A 16336-nucleotide genomic window follows, 5' to 3' on the forward strand; every position below is an offset into this window, starting at 1 on the left:
TCTTATGCAGGAATTTCACCTTTGTATAAGAATGAGATAATCTCTTTGTTTAATTTATCAATCATTTCGCTGAATAAGTGGAAAGATTCCTGCTTGTAAATTACCAATGGATCTTTCTGCTCGTAAACAGCTCCCTGAGAAGATCTTCTTAAATCGTCCATTTCACGAAGGTGAAGCTTCCAGTTTTCATCGATGATGGATAACGTAATGTTCTTTTCAAAATCGTTGATTAAGCTGTCGCACTGCGTTTCATAAGCTTCTTTAAGATCGGTTACAATCGTCATTGTTTTATGACCGTCTGTAAACGGAACCTGAATCATTCTGAACATTGAACCCTGATTCTGATAAACATTCTCGATAATCGGGAAAGATTTTTCTTTCAGTAAGTTCAGTTTCATCTGATAATCTTCCTGAGCTGCTTTGAATAAGATGTTCGTTAAATCCTGAACCGTTTTATTCTTAAAATCGTTCTCAGAAACCGGAGATTCCATCGTAAATGTTTTGATGATCTCGTATTCGAAATCTTTATAGCTTCCTGTCGCTTTCCCTTTTGCTGCGATAGAATTTGCCACGTCAAAGATCATATTGGTGATGTCGTACTTCAGGTGATCTCCAAACAAAGCGTTCTTTCTTCTTTTATAAATAACGTCACGCTGCTTGTTCATTACATCATCGTACTCAAGAAGTCTCTTTCTTGTTCCGAAGTTGTTTTCCTCTACTTTTTTCTGCGCTCTTTCAATGGATTTTGAGATCATAGAATGCTGAATTACTTCACCTTCCTTATGTCCCATTCTGTCCATCATTTTTGCAATTCTTTCAGAACCGAATAAACGCATTAAGTTATCTTCCAGAGAAACATAGAACTGAGAACTTCCCGGATCTCCCTGTCTTCCTGCTCTACCTCTCAACTGTCTGTCAACACGTCTTGAATCGTGTCTTTCTGTACCGATGATTGCCAAGCCTCCCGCTTCTTTTACTTCTTTGGAAAGCTTGATATCCGTACCACGACCTGCCATGTTAGTTGCAATGGTTACAACACCCGGCTGTCCTGCTCCGGCAACAATTTCCGCTTCTTTTTTGTGAAGCTTCGCGTTCAGAACCTGATGAGGAATTTTTCGTAACTGAAGGGCTTTTGATAATAACTGTGAAATTTCAACAGAAGTTGTACCTACCAGAACAGGTCTTCCTGCTGCCGTCAGTTTTTCAACCTCTTCAATTACAGCATTGTATTTTTCTCTGTTGGTTTTGTAAACCAAATCCTGTTTGTCATGTCTTAAAATCGGACGGTTGGTAGGAATTACCACTACATCTAATTTATAAATCTCCCAAAGCTCGCCTGCTTCTGTTTCCGCAGTACCCGTCATCCCCGCAAGTTTATTGTACATACGGAAATAATTCTGAAGAGTAATGGTTGCAAAAGTCTGCGTTGCAGCTTCGATTTTTACATTTTCTTTCGCTTCGATCGCCTGGTGAAGACCGTCTGAATAACGTCTTCCTTCCATGATACGACCTGTTTGTTCATCAACGATTTTTACTTCACCGTCAATAACCACATATTCATCATCTTTTTCAAATAATGTGTATGCTTTCAGCAACTGGCTCATCGTGTGGACTCTTTCAGATTTTTCTGCAAAATCGGAGAAAAGTCTTTCTTTCGCTTCAAATTCTTCTTCTTTAGATAAATTCTTAGCTTCCAGTTCTGCGATTTCAGTTCCGATGTCCGGAAGAACGAAGAAATTAGGATCAGAGTTTCCCTGAGACATGTATTCAACACCTTTGTCTGTAAGATCAACCTGATTGTTTTTTTCTTCAATAACGAAGTAAAGATCTTTATCTACAATCGGCATATCGCGGTTGTTGTCCTGCATATACTGCGCTTCTACTTTCTGAAGCAATGCACGGTTTCCGCTTTCCGATAAGAATTTAATTAATTGTCTGCTCTTAGGAAGACCTCTGTAAGCCTGAAGCAATTTAAATCCTCCTTCTTTTGTATTTCCGGCAGCGATTAATTTTTTCGCTTCATTAAATATAGTGGAAACTGTTTTTTTCTGAACTTCAACAATTCTGTCGATAGAAGGTTTAAGAACATCAAATTCCTGTCTGTCTCCCTGCGGAACCGGACCTGAAATAATTAACGGTGTTCTTGCATCATCTACCAATACAGAGTCTACCTCATCCACGATCGCAAAGTTCAGTTCTCTTTGTACCAGTTCTGAAGGTGAAGTTACCATGTTGTCTCTCAGATAATCGAAACCAAATTCATTATTCGTTCCGTAGGTAATATCTGAATTGTATGCTTTTCTTCTTCCGTCTGAGTTTGGCTGGTGATTATCGATACAGTCAATGCTCATTCCGTGGAATTGGTATAATGGTCCCATCCACGCCGAGTCTCTTTTCGCAAGATAGTCATTCACCGTTACTACGTGAACTCCTCTTCCCGGAAGTGCATTTAAGAAAATTGGAAGCGTACCTACCAAAGTTTTACCTTCTCCGGTAGCCATCTCAGCAATTTTTCCGCTGTGAAGAATTACCCCACCGATGAACTGTACATCATAGTGTACCATATCCCAGTTTACTGGAGTTCCTGCAGCGTCCCATGAGTTTTTCCAGACTGCCTGATCGCCCTGAATTTCCACGAAATCTTTTCCTGCGGCAGCCAATTGTCTGTCCCAGTCTGAAGCCGTTACGCGGATTTCTCCGTTTTGCGCCCATCTTCTTGCTGTTTCTTTCACCAAAGCGAAAACTTCAGGAAGAATCTGGCTCAGAACTTTTTCTTCAATTTCGTATGATTCTTTTTTCAGAGACTCAATCTTCGAGAAAAGCGCTTCTTTTTCGTCTACGTTTTTCGAATTTTTGATCTGCTCCTGGATCTGTTCTATCTGTGCTGTGATTTTGCTGGTTGCAGATTTAATATTTTCTTTAAACTCAGCAGTTTTATCTCTTAAACCGTCATCAGACAATTGCTGAATAGCGGGTTCAACAGCTTTGATTTTTGTTACAACTTTTTTTACTTCTTTTAGGTCCTGCGCTTTTTTGTCTCCCAAAAACCCTTTTAGAACTTTGTTTAAAAAACTCATAAATTTTTTGCTTTATGCTTAAAAGGATATCCTTTAAGCGTTTTAAATAACACTTATTGTGTAAAAATAATATATAAAAAAGGGCAAAAAAGCTCTAAGCAGTGCCTAAAGCTTAATGCTTTTCATTAATATTCGTCTTCGTTCCAAAGATAATCTTCGTCCGTAGGATAATCGCTCCAGATCTCGTCGATCGCGTCATAAATTTCTCCTTCATCTTCGATAGCCTGAAGATTTTCCACTACTTCCATTGGTGCACCAGTTCTGATTGCATAGTCGATAAGCTCTGCTTTAGTCATTGGCCAAGGTGCGTCACTTAAGTATGAAGCTAATTCTAATGTCCAGTACATAATTTTTTAATTTTTTGCAAAAGTATAAAATTAGCTTATATTATATGCTTTTTTATACTTGATTTTCAATTCTTTTTGTTAAATTTTGTTCACCGTGTGCCTTCAGAAAGTGTTTGAGGTACTTTCCCGGGCTTACTGAGGTCATTTTCTCAAAAACCATTCCACAAATTTTTTTATGCCATTTTGGAAGTTTGTGTCAGGTTTGTAGCCAATTAATGTCCTTGCTTTGGTAATATCGGCATTGGTTTTCAGGACATCTCCGGGCTGCATTGGCAGATTTTTGCGGATGGCAGATTTTCCCAACGTCTTTTCGATGGTGGAAAGCATTTCGTTTAAATTAATTACTTCGCTTTCGCCCAGATTAACAATTTCATAAACATCTGAATGATTTTCCAGATAGCGGATTGATTTTAAAATACCGTCAACAACATCATCAATATAAGTATAATCTCTTGCGGTGGTTCCGTCTCCGTAGAAGGGGATTTCCTGATCTTCGGAAATTAATTTTGTGAATTTGTGAATGGCAAGATCAGGTCTTTGTCTGGGCCCGTAAACCGTGAAAAACCTGAGCTGGATCATATCTATTTTGTATAAATCGTGATAAACGTGTCCTAAAATTTCACCGCATTTTTTTGTTGCTGCATACGGAGAAATAGGATTGTCTACATTGTCGGTTTCAGAAAAAGGAATTTTTTCGTTATTCCCGTAAACGCTTGATGAGGAAGCGCAGACAAATTTATTAATATTGAAATCTTTACAGAGTTCCCAAAGATTCATGGTTCCTCGGATGTTTACTTCTTCGTATTCCAGAGGTCTTTCTATGGATGGACGCACTCCCGCAAGTGCAGCAAGGTGAATAACAGCGTCTATTTTATGATGGGTAAATATTGCTTCCAGTCCTTTTTTATCGCGGATATCCTGATAATACAGTCTATAATTTTCTGATTGCGAAAGAGAAATTAGTTTTTTAATATCATTATCTTTTCCGGAGTATTCAAAATCCGAAAAATATTGAATAGCGTCTAAAGTATTTTGAATTTTTATCTGATAGCTGTAGAAATCATCAAAATTGTCAATGTTTATGACAGAATGTCCTTTTTTCAATAATTGCTCAGCAAGATGGGAACCTATGAAACCGCTTCCTCCGGTTATAAGATAATTCATTTGTTGGTTTTTAATTCCACAAATTTATTAAAATACTTGGATGCTCTTTTTATACTTTTGCTATAAATATCATAAATGATTAATTTTCAAAAATTATTCACCCTGCCCAAAGAAGAAGAGGAAGAATTTACCTTTCAGGAAATTGAAGAGGGAATTTACTTTCGCGGACACAATCTCTGGCTTCTGGTGATCTCGATGGGAATTGCCTGCATCGGTTTAAATATCAACAGTTCTGCTGCAGTAATCGGAGCGATGCTGATTTCTCCTTTAATGGGACCTGTTGTAGGAATTGCATTCGGATTTTCTATCGGAAACAGACATCTGATAAAGCTGGGCGTTTTCAACTGGCTTCTGATGATTATTGTTGCCCTTTGTTCTTCCACGCTGTATTTCCTTGTTTCTCCTTTTCATTCTGAGACATCCCAACTGGAAAGTTTTAAAACAGCGACTATTTTCGACTGTTCTCTGGCTTTGCTGGGCGGTTTTGCTTGGTTTCTAGGAATTGTAAGAAAAGAAGCCATAAAAGTAATTGCCGGAGTTGCGGTTTCTACCGCCTGTATTCCGCCGCTTTGTACAGCAGGATTCGGGATTGCTAACGGAAACTGGGAATATTTCTGGGGCGGATTTTATTTTTACCTCATCAATTGTTTTTTTATTGCGGTAGGCACGTGGATTCTGAGTCTCGTACTCGGTTATCAGAAGTACTACATGGAAAAAGGAAAAGCTGCGAACAGAAAGAATTCATTAATTATAAGTCTGGCTTCTGTTGTTATTCTGCTTCCGAGTGTTTTACTCACAAAAAAGAAATGGGAAAAAGAAACACTGAAAGAACGGTCTGAAAATTACATCAGAAAGATCAGAGAAAATCATCCGGAACTCGCCATCATCAATTATGAACCTTTTAAAGAAGGTGAAAGCAATTTTCTGAGAATTACGGTGCTGAATGACAGCGTTTCCCTCAGCAAAAAAAGGCTGGATGAACATAATGATCTGGTAAAAGACATTCATTTAATCTGGCAATATTCGCCACATTCTGAAAATATGAATAATCCGGACGTAAGAAAACTCCAGAATCAGATTGATGCTTTAAAATCAGAAATCAATCTGCTGAAATCTGAGAACAAAATCAAATAAATTTTAATTTTTTTATATTTACTTAAACTTAATACAATGCAGTTTCAAGGGCAAATTTTAAAGATGACGAGCTTCCACGACGAGCCGATCCAATATTATCTCAATCTTTCCGGTGATCTGATTCACATGAATGAACTTTTCGGAAAAGAACTTACCATAAAACATACAGGTTACCAATGCGTAAACTGTGGCGAAAATAAACCGATTTACAGAATGGGTTTCTGCAAAAACTGCTTCTTTGAAAGTCCTTATGCAAGCGACACCATCATTCGTCCCGAACTTTCCACAGCGCATCTTGGAATTGCGGAACGGGATTTGGATGTAGAAAAGGAAATTCAGTTACAGCCACATACCGTTTATCTTGCGTACACCGGAGAAGTAAAAGTAGGAGTTACAAGAAATACACAGATTCCTACACGATGGATCGATCAGGGTGCCACATTTGCGCTGCCGATTGCCAGAACAGAAAACCGATATGAAGCAGGAATGATAGAAGTTGCTTTGAAGCAGCATGTTGCCGATAAAACAAGCTGGAAGAAAATGCTTCAGGATGATTTTGAAGACGAGATAGATCTTGCCGATTTTCAGCAGAAGATAAAAGAATATTTTCCTGAAGATTTCCAGAAGTTCTACAGTGAAGGAGAAAATCTGTGGAGATTCGATTATCCGTTTGAAAAACCTGAAAAAGTAACTTCTTTTACCCTTGATAAAAGACCTGAATATACAGGGAAATTAACAGGAATTAAAGGGCAGTATTTAGGTTTCGACGGAGGTGAGTTTATTAACGTAAGAGGACATGAAGGGTATGTAATTGAATTGACTGTTAAAAATTAATAGAATATTGAATTAAAACCAAATCACAAAAAATGAAAGGATGGGTAAAAAAATTATTTCTTGCTCTCGGAATTCTGTTTGCAGTTATCTTACTGGCAAATCTTGGACTGAATATATGGCTGAAAACAAGGCTTCCGCAGTACATAAAAAACAATACAGATTATAAAGTTTCCTACAAAAGTCTGGATGTGGATCTGGTGTCGGGAAATATTCTTTCCACAGGGATTACCGTAAACAGCAAAAATCCGCAAAACTTTAATGTTATCGGACTTCAGGGAACAATTGATACCCTGAAGATAAGCCGTTTCGGGATTTATGATGCCATCTTTAACAAGCAGATCAGTTCTTCGGATTTACTCCTGTCAAAACCCAATCTGAATATTATTCTTGCGAAACCGGTTGATACAAAAACGGGAAAGAAAAGAAATCCGGTACGTTTTGACAACATTAGAATTAATGAAGGAAATGTCAGCATTTTCAGATTTACGAAGCAGAAATTCTTTTCGGTTCAGGATCTGAATCTGTATGTGGAAAACCTTCAGATGACGGAAGAAGCTGTAGAAGATAAATTGCCTGTCGTTTTCGATCAGTATACCATTAAAGGAAGTAATTTTTTCTTCCGTCCTGATAATGTGTATGCTTTGGAAATCAATAAAATAGAAACAAAAAACGGACAGATGTCGATTGATCAGTTTCAACTCACTCCACTCGTTACTTTTGAGCAGTTTAAAAAATATTATCCTAAGAAGACGCAGCTTTTTCAGTTTAATATCGAAAAAATGGAATTCGAAGATATTGTTCTGAAAAAGAATAAAATTTCTCTGGCAAACGCAAATTTTTATAATCCTGATTTTAAGATTTACACTACAGATGCAGCTCCGGTAAAGCCTAAAAAACCAGTTAATTTTGATATTGATCTCGAAGATATAAAATTGAACAACGCCACTGTTCAGGTGATGAAACCTAACGGAGATCAGCTTCTCTATACCAAAAAGGCAAATCTTAACATCAATAAACTGAAGTTTGATAAAGAAACAAGAGAAGAGCTTATTCCGGTAGGCTATAAAGATTTTCAGTTTTCAGCGCAGGATATTTTGTACTCCGATCATCAGGATTTTAACTTAAAAAGCTTTACTTTAAATCCGAAAAAAGGAGAAATCCGAAATATTTCTGTAGTTCCGAATGGTTCAGCAGCAGGAAAAACCTCAATGAATCTTGTCGCAAACTATATTGGTTTCAACATCAATAAATGGGAATCCGTTGATAAAAAACTGAATCTTGATGTAAAAGATGTTTTAGTAGATCAGGTGAAAGGAAGCATCAAAGCAGGAGAAGTACAGGCAGCAAAAAAATCAGCCAATCTCAGTGGAATTCAGTTTCCGGTAATCATCAGAAAAGTAGTATTGAGAAATTCGGATATTACCTATGAGAAAAACAATCAGCCCTTGAGTTTTAGTAAACTGAATGCAGCCATTAATGATATTCAGCTTACCTCAAAGCCGGACAACTCAGGAATAGCGGTTGATGTAAAAAACTATACGCTGACTTCAGGCAATTTCGCTTACAAAACGGAGTTTTATCATATGACTTCCGGCGCTTTGAAGGTGGATAAAAATAACATCCGGCTTTCTCAGTTTGCGATGAAGCCTATCGTTTCGAGATCCCAGTTTATCAAAATGATTCCCGTGGAAAGAGATTTATACGATATTAAAGTAAATCAGATTACAGCAAACGGAACATGGAATCTGTTTTCTGACAATAAATCGATTAACGCTTCTAATGTAACCATTGAGTCTGCGGATGCCAATATTTTCAGAAGTAAAATCCCGAAAGACGATCCTAAAGAAAAACCTTTGTATTCGAGATTGCTACGCTCTATAAAAATTCCGATGGTAATCAATAATCTGAATCTTAGAAACTCTGTTCTCGTGTATGAAGAAGATACGCCTGAAAGTGCGGGACCGGGAAAACTGACATTCAGCAACTTTAATATGAATGTTAAAAACCTCAACTCTGCCAAAATGAAAGGAAAGCCGACAAGAGTGGACATAAAAATAGACTGTTCTTTTATGAAACTTGCGCCGCTTTCCGTAAACTGGAATTTCGATGTTGCCGATCAGCGTGATGTGTTTGCTATTTCAGGAAGAACCACCAATCTTCCGGCGCAGGGAATCAATCCTTTTATCCGTCCTTATCTTCATGTAACGGCAACGGGAACTATTCAGGAAATGCTGTTCAATTTCAGAGGAGATCCAAGAGGATTGAACGGAAGTTTTAATCTGAAACATAAAGATCTTAAAATTGCCATTCTGGATAAAAACAACCGTGAAAAGAAAGGTTTTTTAACTGCCGTTGCCAATCTTCTGGTAAAAACAGATTCAGGAAAGCTTCCTGAAGATGTGCAGATAGAAAATGTAGAGAGGGATCCTACCAAATCGTTCTTCAATCTTTTCTGGAAAGGAATTGAGCAGGGATTGAAAAAAACTTTGATCGGAATTAATATCGATGGCGCCAAAAAAACGGTTGAGAATGCCAAAAAGACAGTGAAAAATGTAAAAGAAGATGTAAAAGGCATGAAACAGTCTGTAAAAGAAATCGGGCAGGAGATAAAAAAGAATCCGGATCAGAATAAAAAGGAACAGTCTGAAAAAGAAACCGAGAAGAAAGGTTTCCTGAAAGGAATCTTTAAGAAAAAAGAAAAATCCGGAACTGAATAAGTCCGGATTTTCATCGTATTTAAACTTTAGTAATTGTAATCTTCAGTCTCGTCAAAAGCAATTTCTCTTAGGAATTTATCAAAATCTTCGCCGGGATAATTGCTGTCTGCTCCGTAAGAATCGATGATCATGCCTATATTTCCGTCAGAATCTTTTACCAGATAGAGAACAGCATTGTCATCCGGGCTGCTTGGTCCTTCAAAACGATATGTTTTAATAATGGTGAGATCTGTAGGCTGATAAACTCTCTCAGAATTTTCAAATTTCATTTCACAGTTTTCATTCATTCGGAATTCTCTGTGGACGCCTCTTTGTGCCAATTTTGCCATCACCTGGCTTAATGTTGTCATTTTATCAATGTTACCTGTGCTTTCCATAATACTATTTTCTCTTCAAAGTACAATAATTAAACCATTGCTTTATTTTATGTGGTATTGGCAATAACAAATCAATTTTAAATTTTTTTCAGTATTTGTTAACAAAAATTATAATGACAGAAAATGGTTGGGTATGCTTTTTGCAATAAAGACGGTATATAAATCAGACAGAATATGAAAAAAGAAGTCGGAGTTTTACTGGCAGGAGGAGTTGGTCTTTTGGCAGTATTAAGTATCATAGGAATTAAAAAAATATTACACAGAAAAGATAAAAAATACAGTGATGCCTATTCGGATTATCACAGACATTTCGAAGACAAAAACTACGATGATGAATATCACGGAGTAGAATTTTATGCACTGAAGTAGTTAAAAAATATATCTAAATCATGTTAAAATCCGGAGCTTTTAAAGTTTCGGATTTTTCTTGTGGAAAACTTTAATGTTAAAATTGATCATTTTATCATCATTCCACTCTAATTTTACATCATCAATGCAGAACGAAAATATCATAAAAGGTCAGGGCGCACAGCGAAATGTTATCAACCGTTTCGACCGATATACCTTTGAGCCTGAAGAAGATGATTTCGAAACTGTAAAAACCTCTTTTACCGAAGTTTTCCCTAAAAGCATCGTCAATCAGGTAAAAAGTGATGATCTTCCGATGGAGTACTCCATGAATCCTTATCAGGGTTGTGAACACGGCTGCTCTTACTGCTTTGCAAGACCTACTCATGAATATTGGGGATACAGTGCAGGAATTGATTTTGAAAGGAAGATCATGGTGAAGAAAAATGCGCCGGAACTTTTAGAAAAGTTTTTTCAGAAAAGAGGATATCGACCGGCTCCCATTTTACTTTCAGGAAATACAGACTGTTATCAACCCGCAGAAAGGCACTTTGAGATTACCAGAAAAATACTGCAGGTCTGTCTGGATTACAGACATCCGGTTCATGTTCTTACAAAAAACGCTTTGGTTCTTCGCGATATCGATATTCTGCAGCCTCTAGCCGAACAAAATCTTGTGTCCGTTTCTCTTAGCATTCCCACCATCAATGAGGAACTTCGAAGAAAGATGGAACCGAGAACCAGTGCTGCAAAAAACAAACTGAAAGCCATAGAAATTCTGTCTGAACATAAAATTCCTGTCAATGTGATGGTCGCGCCGATTATTCCAGGATTAAACAGCGATGAACCTTTAACCATTTTAAAAGCAATCTCTGAAGCAGGAGCGCAAAGTTTCGGATACACTCTGGTAAGATTAAATGATGCGGTAGAGCCGGTTTTTGTGAACTGGATTGAAAATGCATTTCCGGACCGTGCTCAGAAAGTTTTAAATCTGATCCGTTCTATGCGGGGCGGAAAATTAGGTGAGAAAAAGTTCTTCGACAGACAAAAGGGAGAAGGAAATATTGCAGAAATGATTCATAATACCTTTAAAATAGGGCGAAAAAAGTTTTTCGATGGAAAAGAATTTCCGAAACTTTCCATTAAAGGTTTTACAGGAGCAAAAGATCAGCAGCTGAGGTTGTTTGATTAACAGTTTCACAAAAATAAAAACCGCTCCAATCAGGAACGGTTTTTTTATAACTTTTTTGCAGCCTACATATCCGTTACAGGACATTCGAAATCTTTGCTGCATGCAGCGCATACAACGATGTCTCCGCAAACATACATACAAAAATCCGGTTCATCCGGAAAAGACTTAATTCCTCCTGCTCCTTTAATTCCCTTTAACTGGCTTTTGCTTAGTTTTTTTAAATTTTTCATATTGTTTTAGTTAAAAATTTGATACTAATGTAAAGATAATCAAAATTTTAATAAATCAAACTATTGTGGGATATTTTAATTAATTTTTCAATGAAAATAAAATATGAATGAATTTTCATATATTGGTGAATAATATTTTTAGAATTTTATAGTTAAATATTTATCATATTAAAGCGGTTTCCGAAAAGCTGACAGAGTAGGAGTACATCAAAATCAAAAAACTATGGAAAATTTTAAAAAGCTTTCAAGAGAAGACAAAAAAAGAATTTCTGCGGGCTACGGTCCTGCGTATTGTATTGAAGGAGGCGGTTCCGGTTCGGGCGGCTGTGGCGCAAATGAAATCTGTTCTGGCGGAAAATGTGTACCGTATCAGGATCCGGGAGGAGATCCGGGAAATCCCGGCGGTGGCGGAGATACTTATACATGTATCTGTCCGTGGGGTACTTTTACACAATCTACTCCATGCCCTGAATTCTACTGTATTACAGGATAATAAAGATTATAAAGTAAGAAAAGGGAAGGTGTTTATTACCTTCCTTTTTTATATTGTCTAATCATTTCTTGCTGTCTGAAAGGCATAAAAAAAACCGGGTAAATTACCCGGTCTGTATTTATTTTTTAATTAATCCTAATTCAATTAATCTTTCGTGTAAAAATTCTCCTGCTGTTGTATCTTCATACAGTTTAGGATTGTTTTCGTCTACACAGTTTTCCAAAGCATTCAGTGACATTGAACTCACGGGATGCATAAAGAAAGGAATTGAATATCTTGAAGTTCCCCACAATTCTCTTGGCGGATTTACCACTCTGTGAATCGTAGACTTCAGCTTATTGTTGGTATGTCTCGAAAGCATATCTCCAACGTTAATCATCAGTTCATCCGGTTCTGCGATCGCATCGATCCATTCTCCGTTATGATTCTGAACCTGAAGACCCTTCCCCTGAGAACCCATTAAAAGAGTAATCAGATTAATGTCTCCGTGAGCAGCAGCTCTTACCGCATCATCCGGCTCTTCCGTGATCGGCGGATAATGAATAGGTCTTAAAATAGAGTTTCCTTCTGCAATTTTATCATCAAAATAAAATTCATCAAGACCAAGATAAAGCGCTAAAGCTCTCAGAACATACTGTCCTGTTTTTTCCAACATTTGGAAAGCTTCTTTCCCTACTTCGTTGAATTTTGGAAGTTCTTCAACGATTACATTGTCCGGATACTCGCTTTTGTATTGGGAATCATCAGACACATATTGTCCGAAATGCCAAAACTCTTTCAAGTCTCCTTTTTTGAAGCCTTTTGCAGTCTCCTTACCGAATCCTACATAGCCTCTTTGTCCGCCAATTCCCGGAATCTCATACTTCTGTTTCGTTTCCGTTGGCAATTCAAAAAAGTTTCTTACCTCTCCATACAGTTCATCCACCAATTTGTCATCAAGAAAATGGCCTTTTAAGGCTACAAAACCAATTTCTTCATAAGCTTTTCCGATTTCATTTACAAATTTCTGTTTGCGTTCCGGGTCACCCGAAAGGAAATCACGCAGGTCTACACTAGGTATTTTATCCATTTTTAGAAATTTACGAACTGCTAAATTACAGATTTTTAAATTAAAAATTATTTCGTGTTACGCATTTATCAGTTAAATTTGTATTATGAAAAAATATTCTTCCAAAAGAAGTATTCAGATACTTGCACACCTTCTTCAGCAATACGGAATTTCAGATATCATTGTTTCCCCGGGATCCAGAAATGCACCTTTGGCGATTCATTTTTCAGAGATCGACAGTTTCAACTGTTACAGTATTGTGGACGAAAGGAGTGCGGCTTTTGTAGGAATGGGAATGGCGATGAGCGAGAAAAAACCTGTTGCAGTTACCTGTACAAGTGGTTCAGCCTCCGTAAATTATTATCCGGCGATCACGGAAGCTTTTTATTCCAATATTCCGCTTTTGGTGTTAACTGCTGACAGACCAACGGATTATGTGGATATTTTCGACGGACAGACGATCCGTCAGAATAATCTTTTTCATCAGCATTCTTACGGAGATTTTCAGCTTTTGGAAGACGGAAAGGAAAATGCGGAAGACATTAATTTTGATATCATTAAAAAAGCCATTGAACTTTGTATTGAAAAACAAGGTCCGGTTCACATCAATATTCCTCTGGAAGAACCTTTGTATGAATTAATTTCAGAATTGCCGACTTTCCCGACGGTTGAAAGAACAATCAAACAGAAAGAATACGAAATTCCTTCTAACCTTGTTGCAGACTGGAATACTTCACAAAGAATCATGATTCTTGTGGGAACCAAAGATCACAGTCCGGAATTGGAAAATCAGCTAACGCAATTGGTTAAAAATCACACGGTTGTTGTGTTGAGTGAAGCAAATTCAAATTTATACCACGAAAAATTTTTCAGACATATAGACCGATACGTTTTCAATTTCACGGAAGAAGATTTTAAAATGTATGCACCGGATTTGCTGATCACAGTGGGGCAAAACGTTGTTTCCAAAAAAGTAAAACAGTTTTTAAGAAAGGCAAAGCCAAAACAGCACTGGCATTTAGATCCTGTATGGCAGCCGGATACGTATTTTTCCCTGACTGAAAAGATCGAGGTAAAACCTGAAGTTTTCTTTTCTAAATTATTAAAATTTGTCAATCTCGAACCTAAACCTTATTTCAATCTATGGGATGTTTTAAGAGATAAAAAGGATGCAAAACATGAGAAGTTCATAAGTTCCGTGGATTTTTCAGATTTTTATTTTTTCAATAAAACGGCACAAATTGTTCCTGAAAATTACAATATTCATTTCAGCAACAGTTCGGCAATACGCTATGCACAGCTTTTCGATTACGGCAAAAGAAGAATCTACTGCAACAGAGGAACAAGCGGAATCGATGGTTCCACTTCTACAGCAATGGGATTTGCAATCAAAAATTCTAATCCTACTTTGTTGATTACCGGAGATTTAAGTTTTTTCTATGATATTAACGGACTTTGGAATCAGTACATTCCTCCGTTTGTAAGAATCATGATTTTTAATAACGGCGAAGGAAATATCTTCAAAATTATTCCGGGACCGGGAAATGCCAATCCGAATACGTTAGACGAATTTATCGCTACAAAGCATCATAAAAATGCCGAGTATTTAGCCAAACATTTCGGATTCTCCTACACAAGAGTAGATGAAGAGGTAACTTTAGACCGTGTTCTTGAAAATTTCTTTAAACCGGATGTTCAGCCTAAAATATTGGAAATCAATACGCAGGCTCTACATAATGCAGATATACAGAAATCTTATTTCAACTTCCTGAAAGAAAATTAAAGATCTAAATATTCTTCATTTCCCGGCAGATTGATAATTCTGTCCAAAGGATAGATGAAGTTTTCGTCAAAATCATTCATTGCATTAATAATTTGGAAATGAGAGAATTGCTTTATATTCTGTAAAGTGATCTCGGTTTCTTTTACTTTTTTATGTTTTAAAAGATTTTGTCTCTGTACCCCGTTCAAAAGATAAGTTGAAGGTGTAAACCAGTCTTTGCCTTTCAGAAATAAAAGGTTGGAGTATGAAGTGTCGGTAATGTGATTGTTTTTAACGATAATAATCTCTTCCGCTTTGGATTTCATCTTCATTTTTTCCAGTTCTTTCCGGTCTTCAAACTTAAAAGAGTAATCATAGCTGTTGTTTTCCACCAGCTGGAAATCATCAATTTCAGGAATTGCATAAGGAATCATCTGGGTACGGATCTTTTTATCAAGATCATACACCAGTCTCAGCTTGAAAAGACCGTCTTCATCATGATCCAGATGTTTGTACACCTTCGCAAGATCTATTGTGCCTTCTTTCCCGAAGTGGGCGAAAGTCTGGTCTACACGCTTCTGATGAAATTCAAGCAAATAAATTTCCTGATCTTCTACTTTAATGCTTTCAATGAATTGGGACATAGATTTTGTTTTTCATTTCCTGATATTCGTCTTCTAACCTGCTCATGTGTGTAATTCCGCCCCCGCTTTTAAAGAAAAACTCTTCTCCTTCTTTTTCAATAAAACGGATCATGACACAACTGTCGACATTTTTTCCGTCAAACCAACCGCAAACTCCTGTATAATATCCTCTTTCATAACCTTCTGCATCCAGAATAATTTCCAGTGTTTTAGGTTTTGGAGCTCCCAAAATAGAACCTGCAGGAAGCAGTTTTTTCATAATGCTTCCCAGTTTTCCATTAAATTCAGGTTTGATGTTTCCTGAAATTTCGGAACTCATGGCATACAAATCTTTTTGTTTTGTTTTGATGAAATCGATGTATTGAAATTTGTCAACCTTCACATCGTCTGCCACCATGCTCAGATCGTTTCGGAGCAAATCTACCACTGTGTAATGTTCGGCTTTCTCTTTTTTATCATTTTTAAGAATTTCTGCCGCATTATCCAGAGAAGCATCAATAGTGCCTTTCATGGGATAGGTAAAAATTTTTCCGTCGTTGATCTTTACAAAAGTTTCAGGAGAAAAAAATACGAAAAAATCTTTATAAAAAACTTTATATTTCGCGGAAGAATGATAAAATATTTCTTTCAGTGTTAAATTCGTCTCAATTTTAGTTTTTCGGGTATAATTTACCAGATAAGAATTTCCGAAGCGAATATTTTTCTGAACTTTATCGAATCCTGTTTTAAAGCTTTCCAAAGTTTCAGGATAAGAAATCCATTCTACTTTTTTGTTTAAATGAGGCTTTGTTTGTACGTTTGAAAAGTTTTGAAAATCAATTAATAAGCCTGAATTTTCAATTTCATCTTCTTTAAAGATTTCAACATTCTCCGTAAGAAAATCAATGATAAAAAAGTAGGGAACTTTCTGTAGTGAAAGTTCATCCATTTCAATAAATTTTTGATGATTCGCCGAAAACATTCCGCAAA

General features: G+C 36.8%; 15 protein-coding genes. 7 read left to right on the top strand and 8 right to left on the bottom strand.

The window, feature by feature from the left end; translation table 11 throughout:
* Positions 1-2: 2 nt before the first annotated feature.
* From secA to KKI44_RS14370, 3 genes are all read right to left on the bottom strand, one after another.
* A complete protein-coding gene (gene secA / locus KKI44_RS14360) occupies positions 3-3077 on the bottom strand; it encodes a preprotein translocase subunit SecA (RefSeq protein WP_214587940.1) in 3075 nt (1024 codons plus the stop codon).
* A 125-nt stretch (positions 3078-3202) separates the two neighbouring features.
* Positions 3203-3424, bottom strand: a complete 222-nt coding sequence (locus KKI44_RS14365) for a DUF2795 domain-containing protein (protein ID WP_027382805.1) — start codon at positions 3422-3424, stop codon at positions 3203-3205.
* A 141-nt stretch (positions 3425-3565) separates the two neighbouring features.
* Complete coding sequence (locus KKI44_RS14370; RefSeq protein ID WP_214587941.1) at positions 3566-4588, bottom strand: GDP-mannose 4,6-dehydratase; 1023 nt, start codon at positions 4586-4588, stop codon at positions 3566-3568.
* Between the two features lie 75 nt (positions 4589-4663).
* On the opposite strand from KKI44_RS14370, the gene KKI44_RS14375 reads away from it, so the two are divergent.
* Genes KKI44_RS14375 through KKI44_RS14385 form a run of 3 tightly spaced genes read left to right on the top strand, consistent with a single transcriptional unit; the run spans position 4664 to position 9273 of the window.
* Entirely contained in the window at positions 4664-5722 is a 1059-nt protein-coding gene (locus KKI44_RS14375) for a DUF389 domain-containing protein (RefSeq protein WP_214587942.1), read from the top strand.
* Positions 5723-5758: 36 nt separating this feature from the next.
* Positions 5759-6556 (top strand): DUF2797 domain-containing protein, encoded by a 798-nt coding sequence (locus KKI44_RS14380; protein ID WP_214587943.1) that lies wholly within the window; start codon positions 5759-5761, stop codon positions 6554-6556.
* A 32-nt stretch (positions 6557-6588) separates the two neighbouring features.
* The gene (locus KKI44_RS14385; RefSeq protein ID WP_214587944.1) at positions 6589-9273 is read left to right on the top strand and encodes a hypothetical protein; all 2685 of its coding nucleotides are present in this window, start codon (positions 6589-6591) and stop codon (positions 9271-9273) included.
* Positions 9274-9299: 26 nt separating this feature from the next.
* On the opposite strand, the gene KKI44_RS14390 is transcribed toward KKI44_RS14385, so the two are convergent.
* Positions 9300-9650, bottom strand: coding sequence for a hypothetical protein (locus tag KKI44_RS14390; RefSeq protein WP_214587946.1), 351 nt, complete (start codon positions 9648-9650; stop codon positions 9300-9302).
* Positions 9651-9824: 174 nt separating this feature from the next.
* Between KKI44_RS14390 and KKI44_RS14395 the strand changes: the two genes are divergently transcribed.
* Together KKI44_RS14395 and KKI44_RS14400 are read left to right on the top strand one after the other, a co-directional pair.
* Entirely contained in the window at positions 9825-10019 is a 195-nt protein-coding gene (locus KKI44_RS14395) for a hypothetical protein (RefSeq protein ID WP_087706921.1), read from the top strand.
* Positions 10020-10143: 124 nt separating this feature from the next.
* Positions 10144-11190 (top strand): PA0069 family radical SAM protein, encoded by a 1047-nt coding sequence (locus KKI44_RS14400; RefSeq protein ID WP_214591162.1) that lies wholly within the window; start codon positions 10144-10146, stop codon positions 11188-11190.
* A gap of 62 nt (positions 11191-11252) precedes the next feature.
* Here KKI44_RS14400 and KKI44_RS14405 read toward each other — a convergent pair whose 3' ends face one another.
* Positions 11253-11420: a bacteriocin-like protein gene (locus tag KKI44_RS14405; RefSeq protein WP_214587948.1), complete on the bottom strand. Its 168-nt coding sequence runs from the start codon at positions 11418-11420 to the stop codon at positions 11253-11255.
* A 223-nt stretch (positions 11421-11643) separates the two neighbouring features.
* Between KKI44_RS14405 and KKI44_RS14410 the strand changes: the two genes are divergently transcribed.
* Positions 11644-11913 carry a hypothetical protein gene (locus KKI44_RS14410; protein ID WP_214587950.1) on the top strand — a complete coding sequence of 90 codons (270 nt, stop codon included), beginning with the start codon at positions 11644-11646 and terminating at the stop codon, positions 11911-11913.
* A gap of 118 nt (positions 11914-12031) precedes the next feature.
* Here KKI44_RS14410 and KKI44_RS14415 read toward each other — a convergent pair whose 3' ends face one another.
* Positions 12032-12982, bottom strand: coding sequence for an isopenicillin N synthase family dioxygenase (locus tag KKI44_RS14415; protein ID WP_214587952.1), 951 nt, complete (start codon positions 12980-12982; stop codon positions 12032-12034).
* An 85-nt stretch (positions 12983-13067) separates the two neighbouring features.
* On the opposite strand from KKI44_RS14415, the gene menD reads away from it, so the two are divergent.
* Complete coding sequence (gene menD, locus KKI44_RS14420) at positions 13068-14744, top strand: 2-succinyl-5-enolpyruvyl-6-hydroxy-3-cyclohexene-1-carboxylic-acid synthase (RefSeq protein ID WP_214587954.1); 1677 nt, start codon at positions 13068-13070, stop codon at positions 14742-14744.
* Here the strand turns inward: menD and KKI44_RS14425 are convergent.
* Together KKI44_RS14425 and KKI44_RS14430 are read right to left on the bottom strand one after the other, a co-directional pair.
* Complete coding sequence (locus KKI44_RS14425; protein WP_214587955.1) at positions 14741-15367, bottom strand: aminotransferase class IV; 627 nt, start codon at positions 15365-15367, stop codon at positions 14741-14743. The genes menD and KKI44_RS14425 overlap by 4 nt on opposite strands.
* Positions 15351-16328 carry an aminodeoxychorismate synthase component I gene (locus KKI44_RS14430; protein ID WP_214587956.1) on the bottom strand — a complete coding sequence of 326 codons (978 nt, stop codon included), beginning with the start codon at positions 16326-16328 and terminating at the stop codon, positions 15351-15353. Before KKI44_RS14430 ends, KKI44_RS14425 begins: the two co-directional genes overlap by 17 nt.
* Positions 16329-16336: the final 8 nt, after the last annotated feature.

Origin of the sequence: Chryseobacterium sp. ZHDP1, assembly GCF_018603435.1 — a bacterium.
In the GTDB taxonomy this organism is placed as follows: domain Bacteria; phylum Bacteroidota; class Bacteroidia; order Flavobacteriales; family Weeksellaceae; genus Chryseobacterium; species Chryseobacterium indicum.